The following is a 22930-nucleotide window of genomic DNA, read 5'->3' as shown; positions in this document are numbered from 1 at the left end:
CGGAGCGTACCAGTGTTCATCTTCGATGAACGGCGTTTCGGTGATACGATCGAACAGTTCGTGTCGATCTGTTTACCCGTCAACCGAGAGGACTTCTGCATGGTCGCCGCCGATCTGCGTTGGGATCCGTTCGACCGCGAGTTGCACGTGAATCCCTATGCCGCCTGGAAGCGTATGCGCGACGAGGTGCCGGTGTACCACAACGAGGAATTCGACTTCTACGCGTTGAGTCGGTTCGACGACGTCCTCTCGGCGACGATGGACACGGACACGTTCTCCTCGGCGCACGGCGTCACGATCGACAGCATCGGCCCGTTCCCGGTCGGCGATCCGGCGCCGATGATCATGATGGACCCGCCCGTGCACACGTCGATGCGCAAGCTCGTCAATCGCACCTTCATCCGCGGCAAGATCCTGGAGCTCGAGGACCACGTGCGGGAGTTGACGCGCGGATACCTCGACACCCACGCCGGTGCCGGACGGATGGATTACGTCCAGGACCTGTCGATGCGCCTGCCGGTCATGGTCATCAGCTCGCTGCTGGGTTTCCCCGAGGAGGATCACGACAACCTCCGCGTCTGGAGCGACGCCCAGGTCCACCGCGACGAGGGCAGTCCCGAGGTCACCGCGGAGGGCGACGCGGCCCACGCCAAGCTCTTCGGCTACTACGCCGACCAGATCTCCGCTCGGCGCGACGACCCTCGCGACGACGTCGTCAGCGAGATGATGGAGAGCGAGCTGACTCTCCCCGACGGCACGGTCCGCCTGCTCGACGACGGTGAGCTCTTCGTGTTCATCGCCCTGATCAACGTCGCCGGCAACGAGACCGTCGCACGACTGCTGGGCTGGGCTGCCATGACGTTGGCGAGGTTCCCGGAGCAGCGCGCCAAGTTGGCCGCGGACCCGAGTCTCATCCCCAACGCCGTCGAGGAGTTGCTCCGCTACGAGGCGCCCTCACCGGTGCAGGGCAGGTACACCACCCGCGACGTCACGTATCACGACACCCTGATCCCGGCCGGGTCGAAGGTGGCGCTGGTGACCGGCGCGGCCGGCCGCGACGAGCGCGAGTTCGACGATCCCGACACCTTCGACGTCGAGCGGCAGAAGATCCGGCACCTGAGCTTCGGGCAGGGCGCCCACTTCTGCCTCGGAGCCCAGCTGGCCCGGCTCGAGGCGCGGGTGGCGCTCGAGGAGACGCTGCTCCGCTTCCCGACGTGGGATGTCGACTGGGACGCCGTGCGCTACGTGCACACCAGTTCCGTCCGCGGTCCGGCCAGCGTGCCCATCGTCTTCTGATCCCGTCCGGTCGCGCCGGGTCGTCCGTCGGCCCGGCGCGACGGGGTGGGTCGTGTCAGGCCCGGCGCAGGACCATCGCCGTCGTCCCGCTGTTCGCCGCACCGACACCGACCGCCGCCACGGTCGCGTCGGCGACCTGTCGTCCGTCCGCCCCCCCCCGGAGTTGGAGGCAGGCCTCGTGCAGGTGGCCGAAGCCGTGCAGGCGCCCGCCCGAGAGCTGGCCACCGCCGGTGTTGAACGGGACGGCCGCCTGCTGCACCCAGCGCCCCGACTCCCCCACGGGACAGAAACCGAAGTCCTCGGCCCAGCAGAGCACGAACACCGAGAACCCGTCGTAGAGCGAAGCCACGTCGACGTCGGCCGGCGTGAGGTCGGTGCGGTCCCAGATCGTCGACGACCGCGAACTGATCCGCGTGATGTCCCGCCCGGCCTCCCACATGAACCGGTCGTGGTGGCCGCAGTCGAGAGCCTCGAGCGCGACGGCGGGATGATCGAGCGCCGCGGCGTGTTCTGCCCGTGACACCACGAACGCCGTGGCGCCGTCGCAGGGCACGTCGCAGTCGAACATGCACAGCGGATCGGAGACCATGCGTGCCTCGAGGTAGTCGGACAGCGCCATGGGATCCCGGTACACCGCAGCCGGATTCCCGGCGGCATGCGCGCGTTGCGTCATCGCCACGTGCCCCAGTTGCTCGCGCGTCAACCCGAAGCGGTGCATCCGCGCGCGCACCTGCAGCCCGGCGAGGTTGGCCGCCGTCGCACCGACGGGCAGCTGCCAGCTCATGATCCCCGACGGCCGGGTCGAGCCCGCCCCGTACCCCTGCCTGCGGCCGTGCCCCTGCGCGGTGGACTCCCAGATGCTGCGCCACACAACCACGTGCCGGGCCAGGCCGGTCGACACGGCCATCACCGCGTCGACGACGGCACCGAGCTGACCGGGCGACTCGATACCCCCGGACACCCAGTCCGGCTCGATGCCCAGGGCGTCGTGGATCTCGCGGAGCGACGCGCCGGAGAACCCCGGGCTCGGCGACGACGAGCCCGGATAGGTGGTGAGTCCGTCGATGTCCGACAGGGTGAGGCCGGCGTCGGCGACGGCGCGCAGACATGCCTCGACGGTGAGGTCGAGACCGCTGCGACCGAGTCGACGCCCGACCTGCGACTGGCCGACACCGCTGATGACGACCCGTTCGAGGGCGACGGAGTCCATCAGCGGCGCGACGTGAACTGGGGGACGTACACCTCGTCGTCGTCCGCGGACCGATGGTCGAACACCGCGACGACGGGCATCCCCACCGACACCTCGGCCGGGTCGACGTCGACGAGGTTGACCAACACCCGGACGCGGTCGTCCTCCACCGGTGTGACGAACGCGATCAGGTACGGGGGCGGGAAGCCCGGCAGGAACTGATGATTCGCGACGGTCCACGACTCGACGACCCCGTCCCCCGACAGCGCGGTGTACCGGAGTTCGCCGTGGTCGTGCGGACACCGCAGCGCCGGGGGATGGACGAGGCGCTCACACGCGACGCATCGCTGCATGGTGAACTCGCCACGTCCGCCCGACGTCCAGAACGTCCGGGTGTGGTCGACGAGAGCAGGCACGGGCCGGCCGGTCGAGCCGGCGGCGCCCGTCACCGGGCGGGACCCGCGGTGCTCACGACCCGTCGCCGAAGAGGAAACGGTCCGCGATCACGTGGGCGTTGTGGATCGACATCTCCTGCGCCTTGTTCAACCACATGCCGTCGAACCCCTCGGAGTGCATGCCCGCCTGGATGTCGGCGATGTTGACCAGGTCCTGCGTCGGCAACTCACCCCAGCCGTCGTGATCCTGCCACCGGTCGAACACCTGCCACTGCGTCTCCGGCACCTCCCCCTCTGGGAAGTGCTCGAGCGAGAACATCTCGAAGACACAGCGGTCCGGGTCGTCGGCGTCCGGGAGCATGCGATACCCGAGGACACACGACTTCTCGACGAGGATCACGACCGACGGGAAGATGTGCCAGTCGCCGTTGCCGCCGAAGTACTCCTGCATCGACATCTGGGGGAACTTGACGCCCTCGGCGAGCGCCAACTCCTCGCACAGTTGGTGGTACAGGAGGAACGGCGGCACCTCGCCGGGCTCCATGGTCCGGAGCTGTTGCGCCGCACGGTAGTCGCGCTCGGTGACCAGCGACCCGACTTCCTTGTAGTTGTACTGCATCGCGTTGGCGAACACCTCGGGCCGCGCCTGCGCCTTCTGGCGCGCCGCGTCCTTGTCACCGGTGTCCGGACGCTGGGTGTAGACGAACCGGGAGTGGTTCGGGTACGTCATCGTCGGGGTGTACGGCGCGTAGACGTACTCCTGCGGCTTCGCCGGATGCGCCGGCGGTGCGGGTGTCTCCGCGGTTCGCATGGTCTGCGGGTGCGTACCCGGAGTGTGGTAGCCCTCGATGAACGCGTCGATGACGGTCTTCCAGTTCGCGGGCAGCGTGGTGCGCTTGCGCCAGCGGAACCGCATGTCCTCCAACCGGAACGGCGCCAGCGAGGTCACGAGCGGATCCAACCAGTCGAGGAGCTCCGGCGGGTTCTCCGCCATGGAGACGAACACCCACCCGCCCCACTCACCGACGTGGACCTGACGCAGGGCCCACTCCGAACTGGGGCGCTCGGCGAACTCCTCGCGGCTCGGGACGAAGGTCGACCTGCCGTCGAGCTTGTACCGCCACCCGTGGAACCGGCACCGCAGCTCACCGTCCTCGGCACGACCGCACCCGGACACGACCTTCATCCCGCGGTGCGTGCAGGCGTTGTGCATCGCCTTGATCGACCCGTCTCTCTGACGGATGACGACGATCGACTGCTTGCCGACGCGGTACTCGTGGAACGAACCCGGGTCGGGGATCTCCTCGGCGCGGCAGGCGATCTGCCACACCTGGGTGAAGAGCTTGTCGAGTTCCCGCTGCAGGAAGTCGCGATCGGTGTAGCGCGCCTTCGGGACGAACGTCTCGCCCAGCGCCCACTTCTCGGGGACTCCGGTCGGTGCGGTCTGCGCGGTGTCGGTCATGATGTCTCACTCTCCGGTGAACGGACTTCGACGGACGGGTTACCCACGGTTCTCGAGACCCTTGTCGAAGATGTTCGGCCACAGGATGGCCTCCTTGAACGACGACTCCATCTCCGCGAACGCGGTGGGGATGTCCCAGGTGCCGGAGGCGGAGACGATCTCGCGTTCGACGACGGGGTTCGACATCAGGCTTATCCGCCCGTTGCCGGCGAAGATCACCCGTCGGTTGAGCCAGTCCGACTGCTCGCTGGCGAGATAGACGACCGGCGGGACCACGTTCTCCGGCGCGAGACGCGCGTTCTCCGGCGAGTAGTCCATGCTCCCGCCGCCCTTGATCCCCTGCGTCATGCGCGTGCCCGCGATCGGGGCGATGGCGTTGGAGCGGACGCCGTAGTTCCGCAACGCGTTCGCGCACGAGAACGTCAACCCGACGATCCCCATCTTGGCCGCGGCGTAGTTCGGTTGGCTCGGAGCGCCCTGCAACCCCGACATCGAGGTGAAGGTGATGAGCCGGTACTGCCCACCACGGTGCTCACGCCACCACTCCGAGGCGTGCCGGGCCAGGTTGAACGTCCCCTTCAGGTGCACGGAGACGACGGTGTCCCAGTCACCCTCGCTCATCTTGAACAACATCGAGTCACGCAGGATGCCGGCCGCGTTCACGACCACGTCCAGCCCACCCATCGTGTCGGCCGCGCGGGTGACGAGGTCCGCGGTCGCCTCGAAGTCGGTGATGTCGGTGGCGTCGGCATGCGCCGTCCCGCCGGCGTCGAGGATCGCGTCGCGAACCTGCGCGGCGGGTCCGTCGTCGTGGCCCGATCCGTCCACGGAGACCCCCGCGTCCGAGACCATCACCGTGGCACCCTCGGCCGCCAGGCCCATCGCCACCGCGGCACCGATCCCACGCCCTGCCCCTGTCACGAGCGCGGTCCGCCCGTCGAGCACACCCATCGAAGCTCAGTCCCTTTCGTCGCGATCGTTCACAAGACTACAGCACAGCTGAACATTTCATGAGCAACTGTTCAATCAGTCGAATCCCCACTCGCGGTACCGGCGCTCGAGCTCTCGCAACGCCTCGCGTCCACCGCGCTCCTTGCGCTCGCGCATGAAGTTGTATTCGTCCTCGCGCCAGGACAGGTTGGAGAACACCGTGTGCGCCATCGGCGCCCAGTCCGCGAACTGCGACATTCCGACCGCGTGCCAGAAGGTGATGAGCGCGCTCTTGCCGACCATGAGACCGTCGGCGGAGTGGTGGGCGATCGCCCGTGCGTACCGCAGGGCCTCGTCACGGAGTTCCGCCGCCGGGACGACCGATGCGGCCACACCCCAGTCGTGCAACTCGGCGGCACGGACCTTGCGGCCGGTGATCATGGCCTCGTAGCCCCGGTTGGGACCCAGCTTGTGCAACGCCAGGGGCATGGCCATGGAGAAACCGGCGAACCCGATGCGCGCCTGCGGGCGCGCCAGGTACATGTCGTCGGCGACGACGAGGATGTCGGCGGCGAGGGCCAGGTTCATGCCGGCCCCGAGCGTGGCCCCCTGACAGGCCGCGATCACCGTCTTGGGGAACTCGAGCCAGTTCGCGAGATGGGTGTGCAACCGGCGGGCGTTGGCCATCCGCGCGGTCTGCGGGAGACGCGTCCCCTGCTTCAGGCCCGCCTTCTCGATCGGGAGCCGCCGGACGTCGTCGCCGCTGGAGAAGTCCGAGCCCTCCGCGACGAGGAGGACGACCTTGATGTCGTCGTCGGCCTCCGCCCGGTCGAGGCGGTCCTTGAACAGCCCGTGCATGTCGGGCGACAGGATCGCGTTGCGCCGATCCGGACGGTTGATGGTGATCTGAGCTATGTGGGGTTCCACCACCTCGTAGAGCACCCAGTCCTCGATGTCCGGGGGGCCCTCGGCCGCCCCGCTGTCCTCGCTCACCGTCGACGCTCTTCCACGAAGGTGACAGTAGTACACATACCGACCATCTGTTCCACTGATGCTAGTGTTCGCCCATGCCGACGCACACCGTCTCCGTGTCGATCCCGACCCCTGCCGAGACCGTCTGGTCGACCCTGGCCGACTTCGCCGACGTGTCCTGGATCCCGCTGGCCGGCGACGTCCGCGTCGAGGGCTCCGGGCCGGGCATGCAGCGGTTCATCGGCGGCAGCGGGTCGACTCCGGTGGTGGAGACGCTCACCGCGCTCGAGCCCGATCGACGCACGATCTCCTACGACGTCGCGAACAACCCCCTCGGGTGCGAGCGCTTCCACGTGACGGCCACCGTGGCCGGCGACGTCGACACCACCGCGACGTTCGTCGTCGACTTCAGCGCCACCGCCGACGACGAGAAGGCCGTCGCCGACGTCGAGGCCATCTACTCCATGATCGCCGGGTGGCTCGCCGACCACTGCGCCCCGGCCGGCGCACGCGACGCCTGACATGACCGCGTCCTCCGCGACCCGCACCGTCTCCGAGATCGCCGAGACCGCATCGGAACTCGGCGCCCTACGCGACGCGGCTGGGTCCGTCCTGGACCGGTCGTGGTCGGTGGAGGCGTTCCGCTCGATGCTCGACGGCCCGGGGCCCGTCTGGGACACGCCGCTCTGGGACACGATCGTCGCCGCCGGATGGCCGGAGGTCCTGGTCGACGAGTCCGCCGGCGGCGGGGACGGCACCCTCGCGCAGCTGTGCGTGCTCGCCGAGTGTGTGGGTCGCGCTGCGGCCCCCGTGCCCCTCGCCGCGACGGCGACGGCGGCGTGGTCGGAGAACAGACCCGTCGACGGTGTCCCGCTGGTTCTCGAGGCCACCTGCGCGCTCGACGGGGGACGGGTGTCGGGGTCGTGGTCGGTGGTGCCCTTCGGCATGGTGGCGACCCGCCTGCTCGTCCTCGCCGAGGACGACGGCGACGTCGCGTTCGGCGTCGTCGACCCGACAGGCCCCGGGGCGCGCAGGGAGCCGGTCACGCCGCTCGACCACGGTCCGGCCGCGGCCGTCGACCTGGACGGCGCCCCTGTGGAGGTACTCCTGCGCGGCGACGCGGCGCGGGACCGGCATCGAGGCGCTCTGCTGCGGGCGCGCCTGGCCACGACCGCGGAGATGGTGGGCATCGCGGCGACCGCCACGGCGTCCGCCACCGAGTACGCGACGCAGCGTGAGGCGTTCGGACGACCGATCGGCGCCTTCCAGGCCGTGGCGCACCGGCTCGTCGACCAACGCTGTGACGTGGAGATCGGTCGGGCGCTCGTGACCCGCGCCGCCGACGCGGTCGACCACGGACTCCCCGATGCGCCCGCACTCGTGTCGCTGGCGGTGTTCTGGGCGCTCGACAGGCTGCGCGCGGTGCCCGAGGGGGCCGCGCAGGTGTTCGGTGGGATCGGGTACACGTGGGAACACGAGATGCACGTCCACCTGCGGCGTTCCGCGTGCGCGGCCGCCGCCCTCGGTGGACGCGCCGAGCATCGCGCGCCGGTGGTCACCTGGTTGCGCGACCGGAACACCCGGCGCGACTGAGGCGTCGTCGCGGATCACCGAAGCGGAGGAGCACGACGATGAGCGGACGCGGCCCGTTGGCGGGGATCACCGTCGTGTCGGTCGAGCAGGCGGTGTCGGCCCCGATGTGCACCCGCACCCTGGCCGACTTCGGCGCGCGGGTCATCAAGGTCGAGAATCCTCGCAGCGGCGATTTCGCCCGCCACTACGACGACGTGGTGCACGGCCTCGCAGCACACTTCGTGTGGGCCAACCGCGGCAAGGAGTCGATAGCCCTCGACCTCAAGGCATCCCGCGGGAGCGAGGTGCTCCACCGCCTCCTCGACGACGCCGACGTGTTCGTGTCGAACCTCGCGCCCGGATCGATGGCCGCGATGGGGTTCGGCCCCGACGATCTCGCCACCCGGCACCCGGATCTGTTCGTGATGGAGATCGACGGGTACGGACCTGGCGGCCCGCTGTCGGCCAAGCGCGCCTATGACCTGCTGGTGCAGGCAGAGTCGGGCATCTGCTCGGTCACCGGGACCGCCGACGCGCCCGCGAAACCGGGTCCGCCCGTCGCCGACGTCTGCTCCGGTCTGTACGCGGCGCTGACCGTGCTCGCCGCGCTGTGCGGACGTCGCTCCCCCGACCCCGGTGCAGGACCGCCCGCGACGTCGGGCTCGGTCAGCCTGTTCGACACGGCCGCCGAACTGATGGGGTACGCCCTGACCTACACCCGGCACACCGGTGTCGACCAGGAACCGTTGGGGATGAGCTCGCCGGCCGTCTCCCCCTACGGCGCGTACGCCACCGCCGACGGACACACCGTGGTGCTCGGGACGACCAACGACGCGGAGTGGCGGCGACTGGCCCGGGACGTCATCGACAGACCGGACCTCGCCGACGATGCCCGCTACGCCCGCAACGCCGACCGCGTCCGGCTCCGTGCGGACCTCGACGCCGTCATCGAGGCCTGGTGTGCGACACGTGATCTCGTCACCATCCAGTCCTCGGCCGACGCGGCCGGAATCGGCAACTCGCGGTACAACACGCCCTCGGAGGTGATCGCGCACCCACACCTGCAGGCCCGCGATCGATGGCGTCCGATCGACACCCCCGCGGGGACCGTCACGGCGCTGCTCCCCCCGCCCGTGATCGCGGGGCACGAGATGGCGATGGGCGCCGTCCCCGGTCTGGGCGAACACACCGACGCCGTGCTCGCCGGCGCCGGGTTCACGTCGACGGAGATCGCCGGCCTACGGGCCGAGGGTGTCGTCGGCGCCGCCGATCGCTGATCGGTCGCGACGGGGGCGGCCGATCAGCGTCGCGGCAACCCCAGCACGCGCTGGGCCACGATGGTGCGCTGGATCTGCGCGGTCCCGCCGTAGATCGTCGCGGCACGTGACCACACGTACAGATCCCAGTCCAGGCCCTCGGTGCGCAGCGTCTCCCCCGGGCTGAGATCCATCACGGCGTGGCCGAACGTCTGGTCGGCCCGTGCCATGAGGAGCTTGTCGACCGACCCCTCCGGCCCGGGCAGGACCCCGCGCACCCGTTTGCTCAACGACCGCTGCACCGTCACCTGCAGGGCACGCAGCTCGGCGTAGACCTGGCCGAGTCGGGCTCGGGTCGTCGGGGTGTCGGGGATGACGCCCTCGCGCACGTCGCTCTCGAGTCGCCGCAGCTGCACGAGGAGTCGGCTGATCCAGTTGATGTCGCTGGGTCCCCGCTCGTAGGCGAGCAACTGGTTGGCGATCGCCCACCCCTGCCCGCGCTCCCCGAGCAGGTTCGCGACAGGCACCACGGCGTCGTCGAAGACGACCTCGCTGAACTCCTTGTTCCGCGCGGCGTTGACGATGGGCCGTACCTGGACACCGGGGGTGGACATGGGCACCAGGAGGACCGACAGCCCGGCGTGCTTGCCGGCGTCGGCGTCGGTGCGGCAGAGCAGGAAACACCAGTCCGCGACGGCTCCGAAGCTCGTCCAGATCTTGCGTCCGGTCACCCGGAACACGGATTCCCCGTCGACCTCGTCCTCGACGGCCCGGGTACGCAACCCGGCGAGGTCCGACCCGGCCTCCGGTTCGGAGAACCCCTGGCACCACCGCACCTGCCCGGACATCAGTCCCGGCAACAGATCCCGACGCTGCTCCTCGGTCCCGAAGAGCGCCAGCGCGTTCGTCAGATGTCCGATGCCCTCGGTCGGCGGGGTGCCCGCCCGGCCCAGTTCCTCGTTGAGGATCGCGTCGTAGATGGGCGAGCGGCCCTTGCCCCCGATCTCGGTCGGGAACGACAGTCCGATGTAGCCGGCTCGGTGCAGCTCCTGGTGCCAGGCGTTCTGTGCGTCGGCTCGGGCGGCGGGGTCGTCGGGCACGGTGACGTCGCCGTGCTCACCGAGCCAGGCCCGCAGCTCGGACCGGAACGCCTCTTCCTCGGGGGTGTCGTGGAAATCCATGGTCAGACGAGCTCCCTGTCCGCGAGCCGTGTCGCCGCGATCCGTTGGTACAACGCCGTCTCGTCGCCGAGAACCCGGCGGTCCACGAGCACGCGCCGCAACCGGAGGTGCGACAGGTGTTCCCACGTGATGGCGATACCCCCGAACACCTGCACGGACGTCTCGACCACCTCCCGCGCCGCCTCGCTCGCGTAGGCCTTCGCGGTCATCGCCGCGAGCGTCGCCTCCACGGGTTCGAGGTGGTCGACGCCCCACGCGGCGTACCAGACACAGCTGCGTGCCCCCTCGAGCCGCACGAGTGCGTCGGCGAGCATGTGCTGCACAGCCTGGAACGTGCCGATCCGGGTGCCGAACTGGGTGCGTTCCCCCGCGTACCGCACCGCGGCGTCGAGCGCGCCCTGCATCACGCCGACCAGGTCGGCCGCGACGACGGTGCGCGCGAGGGCGACCGCACGCTCCCATCGGTCGGCGACGATCGGGGACCCCACCGGCGTCGCGACCGTCGCGAGATCGGAGGTGACCGTCGTGTACAGCCGTGTGAGGTCGAGACCGCCGACCGCGTCCTGCACGGCGGGCGCCGCGACGCGGCAGAGGCGGTGGTCGCGACCGTCGGCGACGGCGAAGATCACCTCGTCCGCGCCGGCGGCGTCGAAGACGACAGATCCCTCCGAGCCGTACCCCAGGTCGCCGAGATCTGCGGTCAGCATCGGCGCGACACGCAGACGACCCTCGGCGACGGCGTCCAGTTCCTCGGCGGCACCGGCCGCGTCGAGCAGGTCGACGGCGATCGCGCCCTGACCGACCGCGGGGACGGCCGACAGTGTCCGGGCCAGCTCCTCGATCACGACGACGGTCTCGACGCCGCTGCTGTCCAGCCCGCTCGTCGCCGGGCTGCGAAAGGTCGGCAGACCCAGTTCGACGAGCCGGCGCCACGCCGCGGCGAGGTCGTCGCCGCTCGGCACGGAGTCGGCGTTCTCGGTCGCCAGGTCGTCGGCGAGTCGTACTGCCGTGTCGCGCAACAGCACCTGTTCGTCGGTCAACGAGATGTCCACGAGACCTTCCCTTCTCGTCGCAGGCCGCGGTCAGCCACCGAGCACCGCCACCACGCAGGATCCGCCACCGCCGACGGCCTCGACCAGCCCGAGGCGCGGGTCGGACACCTGCCGCTCGCCCGCCTCGCCACGCAGGTGCAGCACGATCTCGGCGGCCTGGGCCAGACCGGTCGCACCGATCGGGTGTCCCCGGGCGAGGCAGCCGCCGTCGGTGTTGGTGGGCAGTGATCCGCCGGACGCCAGACCGCCGGCGGCGATGGTCTCCGCGGCGTCGCCGGTCCGCAGGAGACCCATGGCGACCAAGGCGGTGACCTCCTCGCTGGCGCACATGTCGTGGATGGACACCACGCCGATGTGATCGGGACCGACACCGGCGGCGCGATAGGCACGATCGGCCGTGGTCGCGATCTGCGACGGCGGACCGACGACCGGTCCGATCGTCGGCCAGGTCGGGTCCAGGGGCTGGCTCGTCTGCTCGACGGACCGGACGGACACCGATCGGGACGTCGCGGCGGCGGTGACCACGACGGCCGCCGCCCCGTCGACCGAGGCGTGACACATCATCTTCGTCAGAGGGTCGGCGACGAGACGGGAACCCAACACGTCCTCCACGGTCACCTCGTTCTCCTGCCGCCGCGCGGCCAGCGGGTTCAGGCGCGCCTGGTTGTAGGACTTCGCGGCGACCGCGGCGATCGTCTCGGGACCGGCTCCGACCTCCTGCAGCCAGTGGTCGGCCTCGATCGCGTAGTGCGTCTGCGGGGGGAAGCGGTCCCAGAACCCGGTCACGGCAGGGACGATGCCCCCCGGGGACAACGCTGTGGTCTTCTCGTAGCCGATCGCCAGCGCCGTCTCACACCGTCCGGAGGCCACCGCCCACACCGCGTGCCGGAGCGCGACCATGCCGCCCGCAGAGGCACTCTCGACGGCGGTCACGGGGATTCCCGTGCGTCCCAGTCGATGCGCGACCTTGATGGCGGTCTGCGGTGGGGACAGCATCGAGGACGCGAACACCTCGCCGACGGCGTCGTAGCCGAGTCCCGCGTCCGCGAGCGCCGACTCCGCCGCCGCGACGGCGAGATCGGCCACGGGGGTCTCTCCATGCGCCCCGAACGCACCGACGCCGACACCGACGATGTGCGCGAGCGTCATGCGACACCCCCGGCGACGAACCACTCGACCCGCGCGAACTCGGGCGGTCCGTCGTCGCGCGTCTCGACGACGACACGCCCTCGGGTACCGGCGCTCGGGCGCTCTCCGCGGACCAGGACCTGTTCACGCCCGGCGTCGGTGTCGACCCATGCGACGCTGTACCCCTTCTCGCCGGTCACCGGCGACGTCGACGGGATCAGTGTGGAGGCCACCACGGTGGCCTCGCGCTCAACGGACACGAACCGTCCTCTCGTACAGTGCGTTCGCCTCACCCAGGGTGGGTGGCGGTCCCAGCGGGATCGCGGGTTCGCCCACGAACCGCCAGGGCAGGCCGACCAGCCGCGCGTCGGTGATGTCGGGGTCGGGGTGGTCGTACCCCGGGAAGAACCCGCGCGCCGCCAGATGTTTGTCGGCGAGGAGGTCGTCCGCGGCGACGACTGCCGCTGCGCGGACCCCGGCGTCGGCGAGGCGCCGTGCGAACACCTGCGCGTCCTCACCCTCCGCCGCCCGCGCGAGTGTCGCGGACAGGTCGTCCGCGGGATCGCCGAGCAGCTCCGCGCACCGGCGCCGCTCGTCGAGGTCCAGCAGCTCGACCGCTGCGAACCTGTCGTCACGACACCGGTAGACACCCCGCAGCACGTCGGGGTCGGTTCCTGTCGGGTGGGTCGAGGATCCCGCTGCGACGTACTCCCCCACCAGCGAGGCCACCACCTCGGCCATCGAGAGGTCGATCACCGCCCCGGTGGTGCGCGCGGGACCGAGCGCCCACGCCGCGACGACGAGTGCCCCCATCACCGACGACAACGGGTCGGCGATGACGGTGCCCAGGCGCGCGGGGCTGCCGTCGGAAGCGAGGGTCGAGCCGGCGAGACCGCCGTAGGCCTGGACGTTGTTGGCGTAGACGCGATTGCCTGCCATCGGCCCGTCCGTGCCGAATCCCGACACCCGGAGCGTGACCGTGCCGGCCGCGGCGAGTGCGTCCGGGTCGACCCCGAGGCGGGTGAGTCGCGACGACCCGACGTTCTCGATGACGACGTCGCTCTGGTCGATCAGTGCCGCGACCTCGGCCACGGCATGCTCGGAGTCGATCTGCACGCTGCGCTTCGAGTGGTTCGCGACGGCGAAGTAGGCACCCCGCTCGGTCCCGGCGATCCCCCGGGCGAACGGGCCGGTGCGGCGGTAGATGTCGAGGCGGTCGGGGTCCTCGACACGGACGCTCGTGGCGCCCATCGCGCCGAGCAGCGTGCCGACGATCGGTCCTGCGAGCACGTGCGTGAGCTCGGCGATCCTGATGTCCGCCAGACGTCCGGACCGGCGTGCGGGGGCCGACCCGCCGGCATGGACGACCCAGGGTTCACCGATCACGACAGCAGGTGCGCCCTCGAGTTCGGTGTCGATCACCGCGCCGCGATGCCGGAACTGCTCCGACGACACCAGTTCGCCGGGGAGGTTGACCGCGGTCGACGGCACACCATGGGCCTGCAGGACCCGTGCGCAGTCGGACTTGGGCCGGTCGCCCGCCCATGCCGTCACCCGGTCGTTGATGAGATCGGCGTGGTCGATCCGCGACTGGCGTTCGTCGAGTCCGTGCGCCCAGTCCGGATCCCCCAGCGCGGCGACGAGCCCCCTCCACTGGTGGTTCTCGATCGCGGTGATGCGGACGAGACCGTCGGCGGCCCGGAACAGCCCGGACGGCGCGAGGTAGCGACCACTGCCGGCCCGCCCCGGGCAGGCGAAGATGCGGTGGGCGCACTCGGGCAGGAACGCCGTCGCCACGACGGCCTCCTGCACCGAGAGGTCCACGGAGACAGCATGTCCGCCGGCGGCCCGACGATCGAGACCGTGCAGGGCCGCGAGCGCGGCCTGGGCTCCGGCGGTGCGCTGCGCGACGTGTCCGGGCGCGGGGACCGGTGTCCCCGCACCGTCTTCGATGGTCGACAGGAGCCCTCCGGCCGCCTGCGCCACGAGCTCCCCTCCGGCGTCGCCGGCGCGCGGGCCGTCGAGACCGAACGGCGTGATGGAGACGACCACGGGTCCGTCGCCGACCTGCCTGCGGATCTCGGTCGGGTCGACACCGTCGACCACGACGATGTCCGCGTCGCGGGCGAGCGAGAGTGCCCCCTGCGTGGTGACGAAGCGTTTGCGCCGGTCGAGGACCGCGTCGATCGCCGGGACCGATCTCGACCTCCCCCGCAGGACCGGTCCGACCCGGCCACCGGTGGGCCCGGTCGTCGCGACGTCGGCGCCGAGTCCGGCCAGGAGGGAGGCGGCGGCGGACCCCACGACACCGCCGCCGACCTCCACCACCCTGATCCCGGACAGGAACGCCGTGACGTGGTCACCGGTCACGGGGCAGTCCCAACAGTTTCTCCGCGATGACGTTGCGCTGGATCTCCGACGTCCCGGCACCGAAGGTGGCGGCCCGCATCAGCAGATAGCTGCGGGCGACGTTGCCGCCCTTCACCGCACCCGGGGATCCGCGTTCGAGCGTTCCCCGCGGTCCGGCGATCTCGAGACCGAAGTCCGACATCGCCTGGTCCACCTCGGACGTCAGCAGCTTGGACAGCGACGCCTCCGGACCGGGGGTGTCGCCGCGGACACCGGCGGCCGTCGCCTCGGCGACGATCTGCCGGAGGGCCTCCACCCGGGCCGCGAACCCGACCATCCGGTCGGCGACGGCGTCGTCGTCGAATCCCGCCGGGATCGTGTCGTCCTCGAGGAGCCGGGTGAGGGTGGCCAGGCGCCGCTCGATGCGGTGCGTGCGGCTCTGCCCGACACGCTCGTACCCGAGCGTCGACTTGGCCACCGTCCACCCGCCGTGCAGGGGCCCCACCACGTTCGCGAGCGGCACACGGACGTCGTCGAAGAACATCTCGCTGAACTCCGCACCGCCCGTGATCTGACGGATGGGCCGACGGGTGATGCCGGGGGAGTCGAGGTCGACGAGGATGTAGCTGATGCCCTTGTGCCGGTCGGCGTCGGGATCGGTGCGCGCCAGGACGTAGATGCGATCGGCGTAGTGCGCCTTCGACGTCCACACCTTCTGGCCGGAGATCACCAGCTCGTCGCCCTCGATGCGGGCGCGCGTGCGCAACGACGCGAGATCGCTGCCCGCACCGGGTTCGCTGAACCCCTGGCACCAGACGTCCTCGGCGCTCAGGATGCGGGGCAGCACGTGTGTGCGCTGGTCGTCGCTGCCCCACTGGATGATGGTGGGCCCCAGCTGGTTGATCGCGCTCCGGTTGATCGGCTCGGGCGCCCCCGCGGCGGCCATCTCGGCCGAGAAGATCAACTGACGGACGGGCGAGGCCGCACGGCCGCCGAACTCGACCGGCCAGGAGATCGCGGCGAGACCGGCCTCGGCGAGTCGGCTCTGCCACAGTCGCATCCGCGCCAACCGTGTCGACTCGTCCACGCCGCGCAGTGAGACGTCGTCGGTGAGCGCCCGCGACAGGAAATCTCGGACCTCCGTGCGGAACTCACGGTCGTCGGCGGTGAGGACGTCGCCGTAGTCCACGTCGGTCATGACAACTCCTCCCTCGACAGCGCTCGCCACGAATTAAACCATGTGACAGTTCATGTGCGATTGTTTCATCGCATCCGGCCGTTCCTCCGACGTGTGCCCGGACGGTTCACCCGAGCGCGGATGCGAGCTGCGCGGCCATCAGTCCCTGATCGAAGTAGCACCGTTCGTTGACCAGCCCGTCGCCCTCGAACACGAAGAGGTTCATGCTGAGCATGTTTAAGGAGGTCCCGGGGAGCGTGGTCCGGGTCTCGACGACCACCCCGGTCGGGCCGTGGAACACCGCGGCGGCGTCGAAGCGCAGTCGGGGCATGTCCTGCCACTGCTGCAGGATCATCCCGCGCACGGCCTCGTCACCGTCGAACACCGCTCCCGTGGGGACGATCTCGTACCGGGCACGGGTGAAGGTGGCCATGATCGCCTCGAGGTCGCGGTCGTTCTCGCCGGCGACGTGACGCAGGACGAGGTCCTCGCGTCGCCGGTACAGATCCGTCGTGGTCGTCGTGTCGTTCGTCGTGGTCATGCTGTCCTCTCCTCCTCGCCCGTCGTGAAGACGGGGAGCTTGCGCCCGTCGTCGAGGTCGAACCAGGTGAGCACGAGGGGGTCGCCGACGGACGGCGTGCCGTCGAGGACGGCCGACATCATGCGCACCCCCTCGTCCAGGTCGACGAGGACGACGGCGTAGGGCGCGCGGTCGGCGAGATGCGGTGCCGTGGAACGGCGGTGGACGCTGACCGCATAGACGGTCGCACGGCCCGACATCGGCGTCCAGATGAGCGATTCGGACCAGCAGTGCGGGCAGCGTGCCCGCGGGTACCACACGAACCGGTCGCAGTCGCCGCATCGCTGCATCACGAACTCTCCGCGTCGGGTCGCCTCCCAGAACGGTTCGGAGACACCGCCGGGTGCGGGGACTGTCGGTGACGTCACGATGCGGCCTCTCGTCCGAGGACGACGGTGGATGTCGCGGAGAGGACGCCCCCGACCCCGTGCGCGAGTGCGACGTCGACGTCCTCGACCTGCCGGTCGCCGCACTCGCCGCGGACCTGCCTGGTGGCCTCGACGAGCAGGAACGCACCGAATGCACCGGGATGGGTGTAGGCGAGGCCGCCGCCGGTGGTCTGTCCGGGCAGCGATCCCCCCGGGGCCAGCGCGCCGGAGGCGACGAACGGGCCGCCCTCCCCCTTCGCGCAGAATCCCAGGTCCTCGAGAGCGAGCACGACCGTGACGGTGAACGAGTCGTAGAGCTCGACGACGTCGACGTCGGCGGTTTTTAGACCTGCCTGGCGCAACGCTGCCGGCCCGGACGTGGCTCCCGGCGTGATCGTGAGATCGGGCATCTGCGAGATCATCGTGTGCGAGTGGGCCGAGGCGGCCCCGAGCACGTGTACCGGCGGTCGCCGCAGGTCACGCGCGCGCTCCGCGCTCGTCACCACCAGTGCGGCAGCGCCGTCGGTCACGAGGCAGCAGTCCAGCTTGTGCAGCGGCTCCGCGACCGATCCCGAGGTGAGGACGTCCTCGACGGTGATCTCCTCGCGCAGGTGAGCGCGGGGGTTCCGGGCCGCCCACCGCCGCGTGTCCACGGCCACCTGCGCCAGCTGCTCGGCCGTCGTCCCGTACACGGCCCGATGGCGGTCGGCGGCGAGGGCGTAGGCCCCGATGGGTGGCATGAGTCCGAAGGGTGCCTCGAACTCGGCGCGCTCGGGCGTCACGAAGGTCCCCAGCCCGGTCTCGCCTCGTCTGCGCGCGGCGCGCGGGGTGGAGGCGTACACGATCACCACGACCTCGGCGAGTCCGGACGCGATCGCCGCCGCGGCGTGTTCCACGTACAGCCCGTAGGTGGCGCCACCGGTCTGCGTCGAATCGGTCCACCGGGGTGAGATCCCCAGGTACTCCGCCAGTTCCACCGAGTGCATCAGTGCACCACCGGTGCACGTCGCGAGCCCGTCGACGTCGGCGAGGGTGAGACCGGCGTCGGCGAGGGCCTCCACGATCACTCTCGTCTCGAGAGCACGCAGGGGCATGTCGATCACGCCGGACGGCTCGACGTGGTCGGAGACGCCGACGATCGCCGCGCCGGTCACTGCGCGCCCACGCTGAACAATTCGCGCAGCCGCGGTTGACTCACCTTCATCGAGGGCGTGCGTGGCAACTCGTCGACGACGACGATCTGCGTCGGCACGAGGTACTTGCTCACCCGGTCACGCACGTACTGCGTCAGTTCCTCCGGGGTGACGGCGCTGCCGGCGACGGTCTCGACGGCGGCGACGGGAACGGCACCGAGTCGGTGGTCGGGCAGGCTGGTGACCCCGGCGTCGCGGACCGCCGGATGGGACTGCAGCACCGACACGATCTCCGACGGCGTGATCTTGAAACCGCCACGGATGATGACGTCGTCGATGCGGCCGTCGATGAACACGAAGCCATCGGCGTCGACCCGTCCGAGATCCGTCGTCGCGACCCACTCCCCGCCGCGTGTGCGGACCTCGACACGTCCCTGCTCCCCGGCGGCGCGTTCGGCGCCGCTGTCGGGATCGACGATGCGGATCTCGCGGCCCTTCTGGCAGCGACCGACGCTGCCGCGCTTGCGTTCCGCCCACTCCCGGTGCAGGGCCAGATTCCACCCGGCCACGCCACCGGCGAACTCGGTGGCACCGTAGGACGGCAACACCGCCACGTCGTACCGCTTCTCGAACTCGACCTGGGTCTCGACCGGGAGGTGGGACGTGCCCGAGGTGACGACCTGGACACTGCTGAACACGCCGGGGTCGATGTCGGCGTCGAGCACCATGCCGAGCGCGGAGGGCACGAGGCTGACCGCCTTGGGTCGGTGACGACGGACCGCCTCGGTGAACTCGTCGACGCGGAAGCGTTCCAGCAGACACACCCTGCGACCCTCGCAGATGTTCAGCAGGGTGCGGAACATCCCGGACATGTGCACCATCGGCGAGCTGACGATCGTCACGCCCGACCGCAGACGGACGGTCCCGGCGTCGCCGGAACCGTAGTGGGACCCGGCCGCCGCGACGGTGTGCTCGAAACTCTCGTAGGACAGCGGAATCCGTTTGGGCGGACCGGTCGTCCCGCTGGTGAGCATCTCGACGGCCACACCCGGCGCGGTCCGTACGGCACTGTTTGCGTCCCTCTCCCCGAGCACCTCGACGGCGCCCGGCGGGAGTGACACCGCGAGGCCCAACGCGCCGGCCGCGGCCTCGCGGAACCCGGCTCGTCCCCAGTCGGTCGGGCGGGCGACGACAGCACCCAGCCCGAGGTCCGCGACGTCACCGGCCAGACCCGTGTCGCCGTGCGACGGGTTGACGGTGACGACACAACCCCCCACCGACAACACCCCGAGGACGGCACCGACCACCGCCGGGTGGTTCCGCAGCACGACGCCCACCCGGGCGCCGTCCGTGAGACCCGCCCGACGGAGATGCCCGGCCACGGCGGTGGCGATGCCGTGCAGATCCCGCCAGGTGGACCACCGGCCCTCGAACTCGACGGCCTGCGCCGACGGGTCCAGCGAGAGGACGGTGGCCAGGCGGTCGGCCAGACCTGTGCTCACACCGATGCTGGCTGAGCCGACGCCCCGGCCTTCTTCGCCTTGGCCTCCGCCTGCAGTTCGTTCACGGCGGGGATGACCTCGTCGGCGAAGAGCTTCATCGACTCGTACACCTTCGAGCGGTCCATCGCGCCACCGCGCGACATGCGCAGGATGATGTTCTCCCACCCCATGTCGATGACGGTCTTCATCTTCTCGATGATCCGGTCCGGGTTGCCCATGAGGGTCAGGTGCGAGTCCAGGACCTGCTGGTAGCTCTGCTTGTCGTGCTTGTCGAACCAGTCCGAGTAGGCCTTGTAGTCCGCCGGGATCTCCTGTCCGCGCTCGAAGGGGCTCGAGTACTTGCGGTGCGTCTCGATCGAGAGCTCGACGCTCTCCCGCGGGTAGGTGCGGGCGAACTCGTCGTCGGCGCTGCAGAACGCGTTCAGCAGTGCCCACATGTTGTCGGTGCCCGTGCCGAGTCCGCGACTCGTCTGCGTCTCCAGGTACAGGTCCAGCGCGCCCTGCAGATCGGGGTCGACGGTGTACGGGTTGCCGATGATCGCGCCGTATCCGCGGTCGGCGAGCCATTCGAAGCTCGACGGCGTCTTCATCACGGTGCCCCAGACCGGGAACGGCTTCTGGATGGGCCGCGGATAGATGGTCACGTCCTCGACCTGGAAGTACTTGCCCTCGTACGAGAAGTTCTCGTTGTTCAGCAGGCCCGCGACGATCTCGAAGCCCTCCTGGTAGCGGCCCGTCGCCTCGTCCATCGAGACGCCGAACTTCTTGAACTCGTGCGCCTGGTAGCCGCGACCGAAGCCGGCATCGAAGCGGCCGTTCGAGAGCACGTCGGCCATCGCGATGCGCTCCGCGAGCTGGATGGGCGAGTGGAACGGCGACACCATGCATGCCGTCCCGATCCGGACCCTCTCGGTCTCCGCGGCGAACGTGGCTGCGGCCATGGGCAGGTCGGCGATGATGCCGTACGGCGAGAAGTGGTGTTCGGCGAGCCAGACCTCGTCGTATCCGAGTTCGTCGGCCCACCGGACCTCCGCCCGGACGTTGTCGAGCACCTCCTTCTCGCTGAGGTGGTTGGGCTTGTCACCGAGGATGAACACACCGAACTTCATGACCGTCTCCTAACTAGTTGCAGTCGCTGACACAATGTTGCACGATGAGACACATGACGTCAACACGTTCAGTCGACGAATCGGGAGCCGTTCTGGTCGGCAGGGTCGGGGACACCCTGCCGCCGCACACCCTGAGCTGGGGTCCGACCGACACGATCCTGTACGCGCTGGGGGTCGGCGCACGGCCACCGACCGAGCTCCCCCTGCTCAACGAGGCGCTCGGCCCGGCCGTCCTCCCGACCTACGCACTCGTCGCGAACTTCTTCGCCGTCGCGTCCCTGCGGGACACCCTCGGACTCGGCTCCACCCCGATCGTGCACTCGGCACAGTCGCTCGAACTCACCCGGCCTCTGGATCCCACCGGCGAGGTCACCGTCGCCGCGGAGGTGTCCGCCGTCTACGACACCGGCAAGCACGCGGTCATCGAGCTGACCAGTCGCGGTGAGGACGGCGACGGACTGCTGTTCACCGCCCGCTCCGAGACCATGGCGCTGAAGGCCGGGGGCTTCGGCGGCGACCCGCGTCCGGCGGCCGCGCCCACTCCCGACCTCCCACCCACCGCCGTCGTCGACGACGCCGTGCGCGCCGAACAGGCTGCGCTGTACCGGCTCTCGGGTGATCGCAACCAGTTGCACATCGATCCCGCGGTCGCGGCACGCTACGGGTTCGACGACGTGTTCCTGCACGGCCTGTGCACCCTCGGATTCGCCGCGCGAGCGGTCATCTCCGCCGCGGCCGACGGCGACCCGTCGGCGCTGCGATCGATCTCCTGTCGATTCGCGTCCCCGGTGATGCTGGACGCCCCACTGCGCACCGAGGTCTGGACCGGTGGCGACGAGGTGGCGTTCCGCACCACCCAGGGCGACGCGACGGCGCTGTCGGCCGGCACCGCGATCGTGGGATGGTGACCGACATGGACCAACGTCGGGCCCGCGGGCACCGAACCCGCGCCGCGATCACCGAGGCCGCGATGGACCTGTTCTCCACCGAGGGTTACGAGACCACGACCGTCGACGACATCGTCGCGCGTGCCGGCGTCGCGCAGCGGACGTTCTTCCGCCACTTCGCCACCAAGGACGACATCCTCTTCGCCGGGTACGTCGAGCGTCTCGACGAGGCGACCCGGCGTTTCCGTGCCTCGCGGGCCACCTCCCTGTGGGCCGCGCTCGCGGAGTCGTCGGATGCGGTGGCCGCGGCGATCGACGAACGACCCGACGTCTTCCTCGCCCGCGCCCGGCTCTACCACGACGTCCCGTCCCTGCGCGCCACGATGTTGCGCATCAACGAGGAGTGGATCGACCAGATCGCCGACGAGGTCGCGCGATGGCTGGGCGTCGACGCCCGGACCGATCTCCGACCGCGTCTCGCCGCGACGGTGGTGAACGGCGCCAACCGCACCGCGATCGCGACCTGGGTGACGACCGGCGGTCACGACGACCTCGCCGTGATCATGTCGGGGGCGATGGACCTCCTGCGGCCCACCATCACCCGCATCGAGCAGTCGACGACCGAGCAGCGGCATGTCGACGTCGTCTGAGCCCCGGCGTCCCGTCGCGCTCGTGACCGGCGGCGCCCGCGGGATCGGTGAGGCGATCACCGCCGGACTGGTCAGGACCGGTCACCGCGTCGCGGTGGTCGACGTCAACGAGCGCGCGTTGGACCGCCTCCGCGAGACACCCGAGGCCCGCGACGGCGTCGTCATCCCCCTCGCCGTCTCCATCACCGACCGCGCCGCCGTCGAGCGTGCCGTCGGTGGCGTCGTGGAGGGGCACGGTCCGATCGCCGCGCTGGTCAACAACGCCGGCATGACGCTTCCCGGATCCTTCCTCGACCAGACCGACGAGGACTGGCACCGCATCGTCGACGTGAACCTCTTCGGCACGTTCGTGATGTCGCAGGTCGTCGCCCGCACGATGGTCGAGGCCGGCGGCGGCAGCATCGTCAACATCAGCTCGGTGTCCGCACACGGGGTGCGAACCGGTCCGCCGGCCTACGCTGCGGCGAAGGCGGGCGTGGAGGGTCTCGGTCGGCTGATGGCCGATCAGCTCGGACTGTCCGGGGTGCGGGTCAACACCGTGGTGGTCGGCACCACCGCCACTCCCTGGTTGCTCTCCCGCAAGACCGACGAGCAACTCGAGACGATGCGGTCGACGACACGGACCGGCGCCATCGGCGAACCGGAGGACGTCGCGGAGGCGGTGCTGTTCCTGGCGTCACCGGCGGCGAGACACGTGACCGGCCAGATGATCTCGGTCTCCGGCGGCCAGTGGATGCCCTGA

At 70.3% G+C, this 22930-nt stretch carries 23 protein-coding genes; 7 read left to right on the top strand and 16 right to left on the bottom strand.

Annotated elements, in window-relative coordinates:
- The first annotated feature begins 99 nt into the window (after window positions 1-99).
- Window positions 100-1296, top strand: coding sequence for a cytochrome P450 (locus Q1A98_RS21195; RefSeq protein WP_299577209.1), 1197 nt, complete (start codon window positions 100-102; stop codon window positions 1294-1296).
- Between the two features lie 55 nt (window positions 1297-1351).
- Here the strand turns inward: Q1A98_RS21195 and Q1A98_RS21190 are convergent, their stop codons facing one another.
- The 5 genes from Q1A98_RS21190 to Q1A98_RS21170 all read right to left on the bottom strand — a co-directional run bounded on the left by Q1A98_RS21190 (window position 1352) and on the right by Q1A98_RS21170 (window position 6265).
- Window positions 1352-2506 carry a thiolase family protein gene (locus tag Q1A98_RS21190; RefSeq protein WP_299577207.1) on the bottom strand — a complete coding sequence of 385 codons (1155 nt, stop codon included), beginning with the start codon at window positions 2504-2506 and terminating at the stop codon, window positions 1352-1354.
- Window positions 2506-2934, bottom strand: coding sequence for an OB-fold domain-containing protein (locus Q1A98_RS21185; RefSeq protein ID WP_299577205.1), 429 nt, complete (start codon window positions 2932-2934; stop codon window positions 2506-2508). The genes Q1A98_RS21190 and Q1A98_RS21185 overlap by 1 nt, the downstream gene beginning before the upstream one ends.
- Before the next feature lie 19 nt (window positions 2935-2953).
- Window positions 2954-4342, bottom strand: coding sequence for an aromatic ring-hydroxylating dioxygenase subunit alpha (locus tag Q1A98_RS21180; RefSeq protein WP_299577203.1), 1389 nt, complete (start codon window positions 4340-4342; stop codon window positions 2954-2956).
- 39 nt (window positions 4343-4381) lie between these two features.
- Window positions 4382-5293, bottom strand: a complete 912-nt coding sequence (locus Q1A98_RS21175) for an SDR family NAD(P)-dependent oxidoreductase (protein WP_299577201.1) — start codon at window positions 5291-5293, stop codon at window positions 4382-4384.
- Between the two features lie 75 nt (window positions 5294-5368).
- Window positions 5369-6265 (bottom strand): enoyl-CoA hydratase/isomerase family protein, encoded by an 897-nt coding sequence (locus Q1A98_RS21170; protein ID WP_299577199.1) that lies wholly within the window; start codon window positions 6263-6265, stop codon window positions 5369-5371.
- A gap of 74 nt (window positions 6266-6339) precedes the next feature.
- Between Q1A98_RS21170 and Q1A98_RS21165 the strand changes: the two genes are divergently transcribed.
- Genes Q1A98_RS21165 through Q1A98_RS21155 form a run of 3 tightly spaced genes read left to right on the top strand, consistent with a single transcriptional unit; the run spans window position 6340 to window position 9093 of the window.
- Window positions 6340-6765 carry an SRPBCC family protein gene (locus Q1A98_RS21165; RefSeq protein WP_299577197.1) on the top strand — a complete coding sequence of 142 codons (426 nt, stop codon included), beginning with the start codon at window positions 6340-6342 and terminating at the stop codon, window positions 6763-6765.
- A 1-nt stretch (window position 6766) separates the two neighbouring features.
- Window positions 6767-7837, top strand: coding sequence for an acyl-CoA dehydrogenase family protein (locus Q1A98_RS21160; RefSeq protein ID WP_299577195.1), 1071 nt, complete (start codon window positions 6767-6769; stop codon window positions 7835-7837).
- A 38-nt stretch (window positions 7838-7875) separates the two neighbouring features.
- Window positions 7876-9093: a CaiB/BaiF CoA-transferase family protein gene (locus Q1A98_RS21155; RefSeq protein WP_299577193.1), complete on the top strand. Its 1218-nt coding sequence runs from the start codon at window positions 7876-7878 to the stop codon at window positions 9091-9093.
- 23 nt (window positions 9094-9116) lie between these two features.
- Here the strand turns inward: Q1A98_RS21155 and Q1A98_RS21150 are convergent, their stop codons facing one another.
- From Q1A98_RS21150 to Q1A98_RS21100, 11 genes are all read right to left on the bottom strand, one after another.
- Complete coding sequence (locus tag Q1A98_RS21150) at window positions 9117-10253, bottom strand: acyl-CoA dehydrogenase family protein (protein ID WP_299577191.1); 1137 nt, start codon at window positions 10251-10253, stop codon at window positions 9117-9119.
- A gap of 2 nt (window positions 10254-10255) precedes the next feature.
- Entirely contained in the window at window positions 10256-11305 is a 1050-nt protein-coding gene (locus Q1A98_RS21145; protein WP_299577188.1) for an acyl-CoA dehydrogenase family protein, read from the bottom strand.
- A gap of 30 nt (window positions 11306-11335) precedes the next feature.
- Window positions 11336-12454, bottom strand: a complete 1119-nt coding sequence (locus tag Q1A98_RS21140) for a thiolase family protein (protein WP_299577186.1) — start codon at window positions 12452-12454, stop codon at window positions 11336-11338.
- Window positions 12451-12693, bottom strand: coding sequence for a hypothetical protein (locus Q1A98_RS21135; protein ID WP_299577183.1), 243 nt, complete (start codon window positions 12691-12693; stop codon window positions 12451-12453). The genes Q1A98_RS21140 and Q1A98_RS21135 overlap by 4 nt, the downstream gene beginning before the upstream one ends.
- Window positions 12683-14803 carry a CoA transferase gene (locus Q1A98_RS21130; RefSeq protein ID WP_299577181.1) on the bottom strand — a complete coding sequence of 707 codons (2121 nt, stop codon included), beginning with the start codon at window positions 14801-14803 and terminating at the stop codon, window positions 12683-12685. Before Q1A98_RS21130 ends, Q1A98_RS21135 begins: the two co-directional genes overlap by 11 nt.
- Window positions 14793-15980: an acyl-CoA dehydrogenase family protein gene (locus tag Q1A98_RS21125; RefSeq protein WP_299577179.1), complete on the bottom strand. Its 1188-nt coding sequence runs from the start codon at window positions 15978-15980 to the stop codon at window positions 14793-14795. The genes Q1A98_RS21130 and Q1A98_RS21125 overlap by 11 nt, the downstream gene beginning before the upstream one ends.
- 106 nt (window positions 15981-16086) lie before the next feature.
- On the bottom strand, window positions 16087-16500 hold the full coding sequence (locus Q1A98_RS21120; RefSeq protein ID WP_299577177.1) for a nuclear transport factor 2 family protein: 414 nt from the start codon (window positions 16498-16500) through the stop codon (window positions 16087-16089).
- Window positions 16497-16907: an OB-fold domain-containing protein gene (locus Q1A98_RS21115; protein WP_299577176.1), complete on the bottom strand. Its 411-nt coding sequence runs from the start codon at window positions 16905-16907 to the stop codon at window positions 16497-16499. The genes Q1A98_RS21120 and Q1A98_RS21115 overlap by 4 nt, the downstream gene beginning before the upstream one ends.
- The gene (locus Q1A98_RS21110; protein ID WP_299577175.1) at window positions 16904-18061 is read right to left on the bottom strand and encodes an acetyl-CoA acetyltransferase; all 1158 of its coding nucleotides are present in this window, start codon (window positions 18059-18061) and stop codon (window positions 16904-16906) included. Before Q1A98_RS21110 ends, Q1A98_RS21115 begins: the two co-directional genes overlap by 4 nt.
- The gene (locus tag Q1A98_RS21105; protein ID WP_299577174.1) at window positions 18058-19542 is read right to left on the bottom strand and encodes a class I adenylate-forming enzyme family protein; all 1485 of its coding nucleotides are present in this window, start codon (window positions 19540-19542) and stop codon (window positions 18058-18060) included. The genes Q1A98_RS21110 and Q1A98_RS21105 overlap by 4 nt, the downstream gene beginning before the upstream one ends.
- On the bottom strand, window positions 19539-20651 hold the full coding sequence (locus Q1A98_RS21100; protein ID WP_299577173.1) for an LLM class flavin-dependent oxidoreductase: 1113 nt from the start codon (window positions 20649-20651) through the stop codon (window positions 19539-19541). The genes Q1A98_RS21105 and Q1A98_RS21100 overlap by 4 nt, the downstream gene beginning before the upstream one ends.
- A gap of 53 nt (window positions 20652-20704) precedes the next feature.
- Between Q1A98_RS21100 and Q1A98_RS21095 the strand changes: the two genes are divergently transcribed.
- From Q1A98_RS21095 to Q1A98_RS21085, 3 genes are read left to right on the top strand one after another with little or no spacing between them, the layout of a single operon-like run.
- Window positions 20705-21559, top strand: a complete 855-nt coding sequence (locus Q1A98_RS21095; RefSeq protein ID WP_299577172.1) for a MaoC/PaaZ C-terminal domain-containing protein — start codon at window positions 20705-20707, stop codon at window positions 21557-21559.
- Window positions 21560-21564: 5 nt separating this feature from the next.
- On the top strand, window positions 21565-22188 hold the full coding sequence (locus Q1A98_RS21090; protein WP_299577171.1) for a TetR/AcrR family transcriptional regulator: 624 nt from the start codon (window positions 21565-21567) through the stop codon (window positions 22186-22188).
- Window positions 22172-22930 (top strand): SDR family NAD(P)-dependent oxidoreductase, encoded by a 759-nt coding sequence (locus tag Q1A98_RS21085; protein WP_299577170.1) that lies wholly within the window; start codon window positions 22172-22174, stop codon window positions 22928-22930. Before Q1A98_RS21090 ends, Q1A98_RS21085 begins: the two co-directional genes overlap by 17 nt.

This window comes from uncultured Williamsia sp. (assembly GCF_947494875.1).
In the GTDB taxonomy this organism is placed as follows: domain Bacteria; phylum Actinomycetota; class Actinomycetes; order Mycobacteriales; family Mycobacteriaceae; genus Williamsia_A.
The sequence above is the reverse complement of the archived record's forward strand: the minus strand, read 5'-3'. Positions and strand labels throughout refer to the sequence as shown.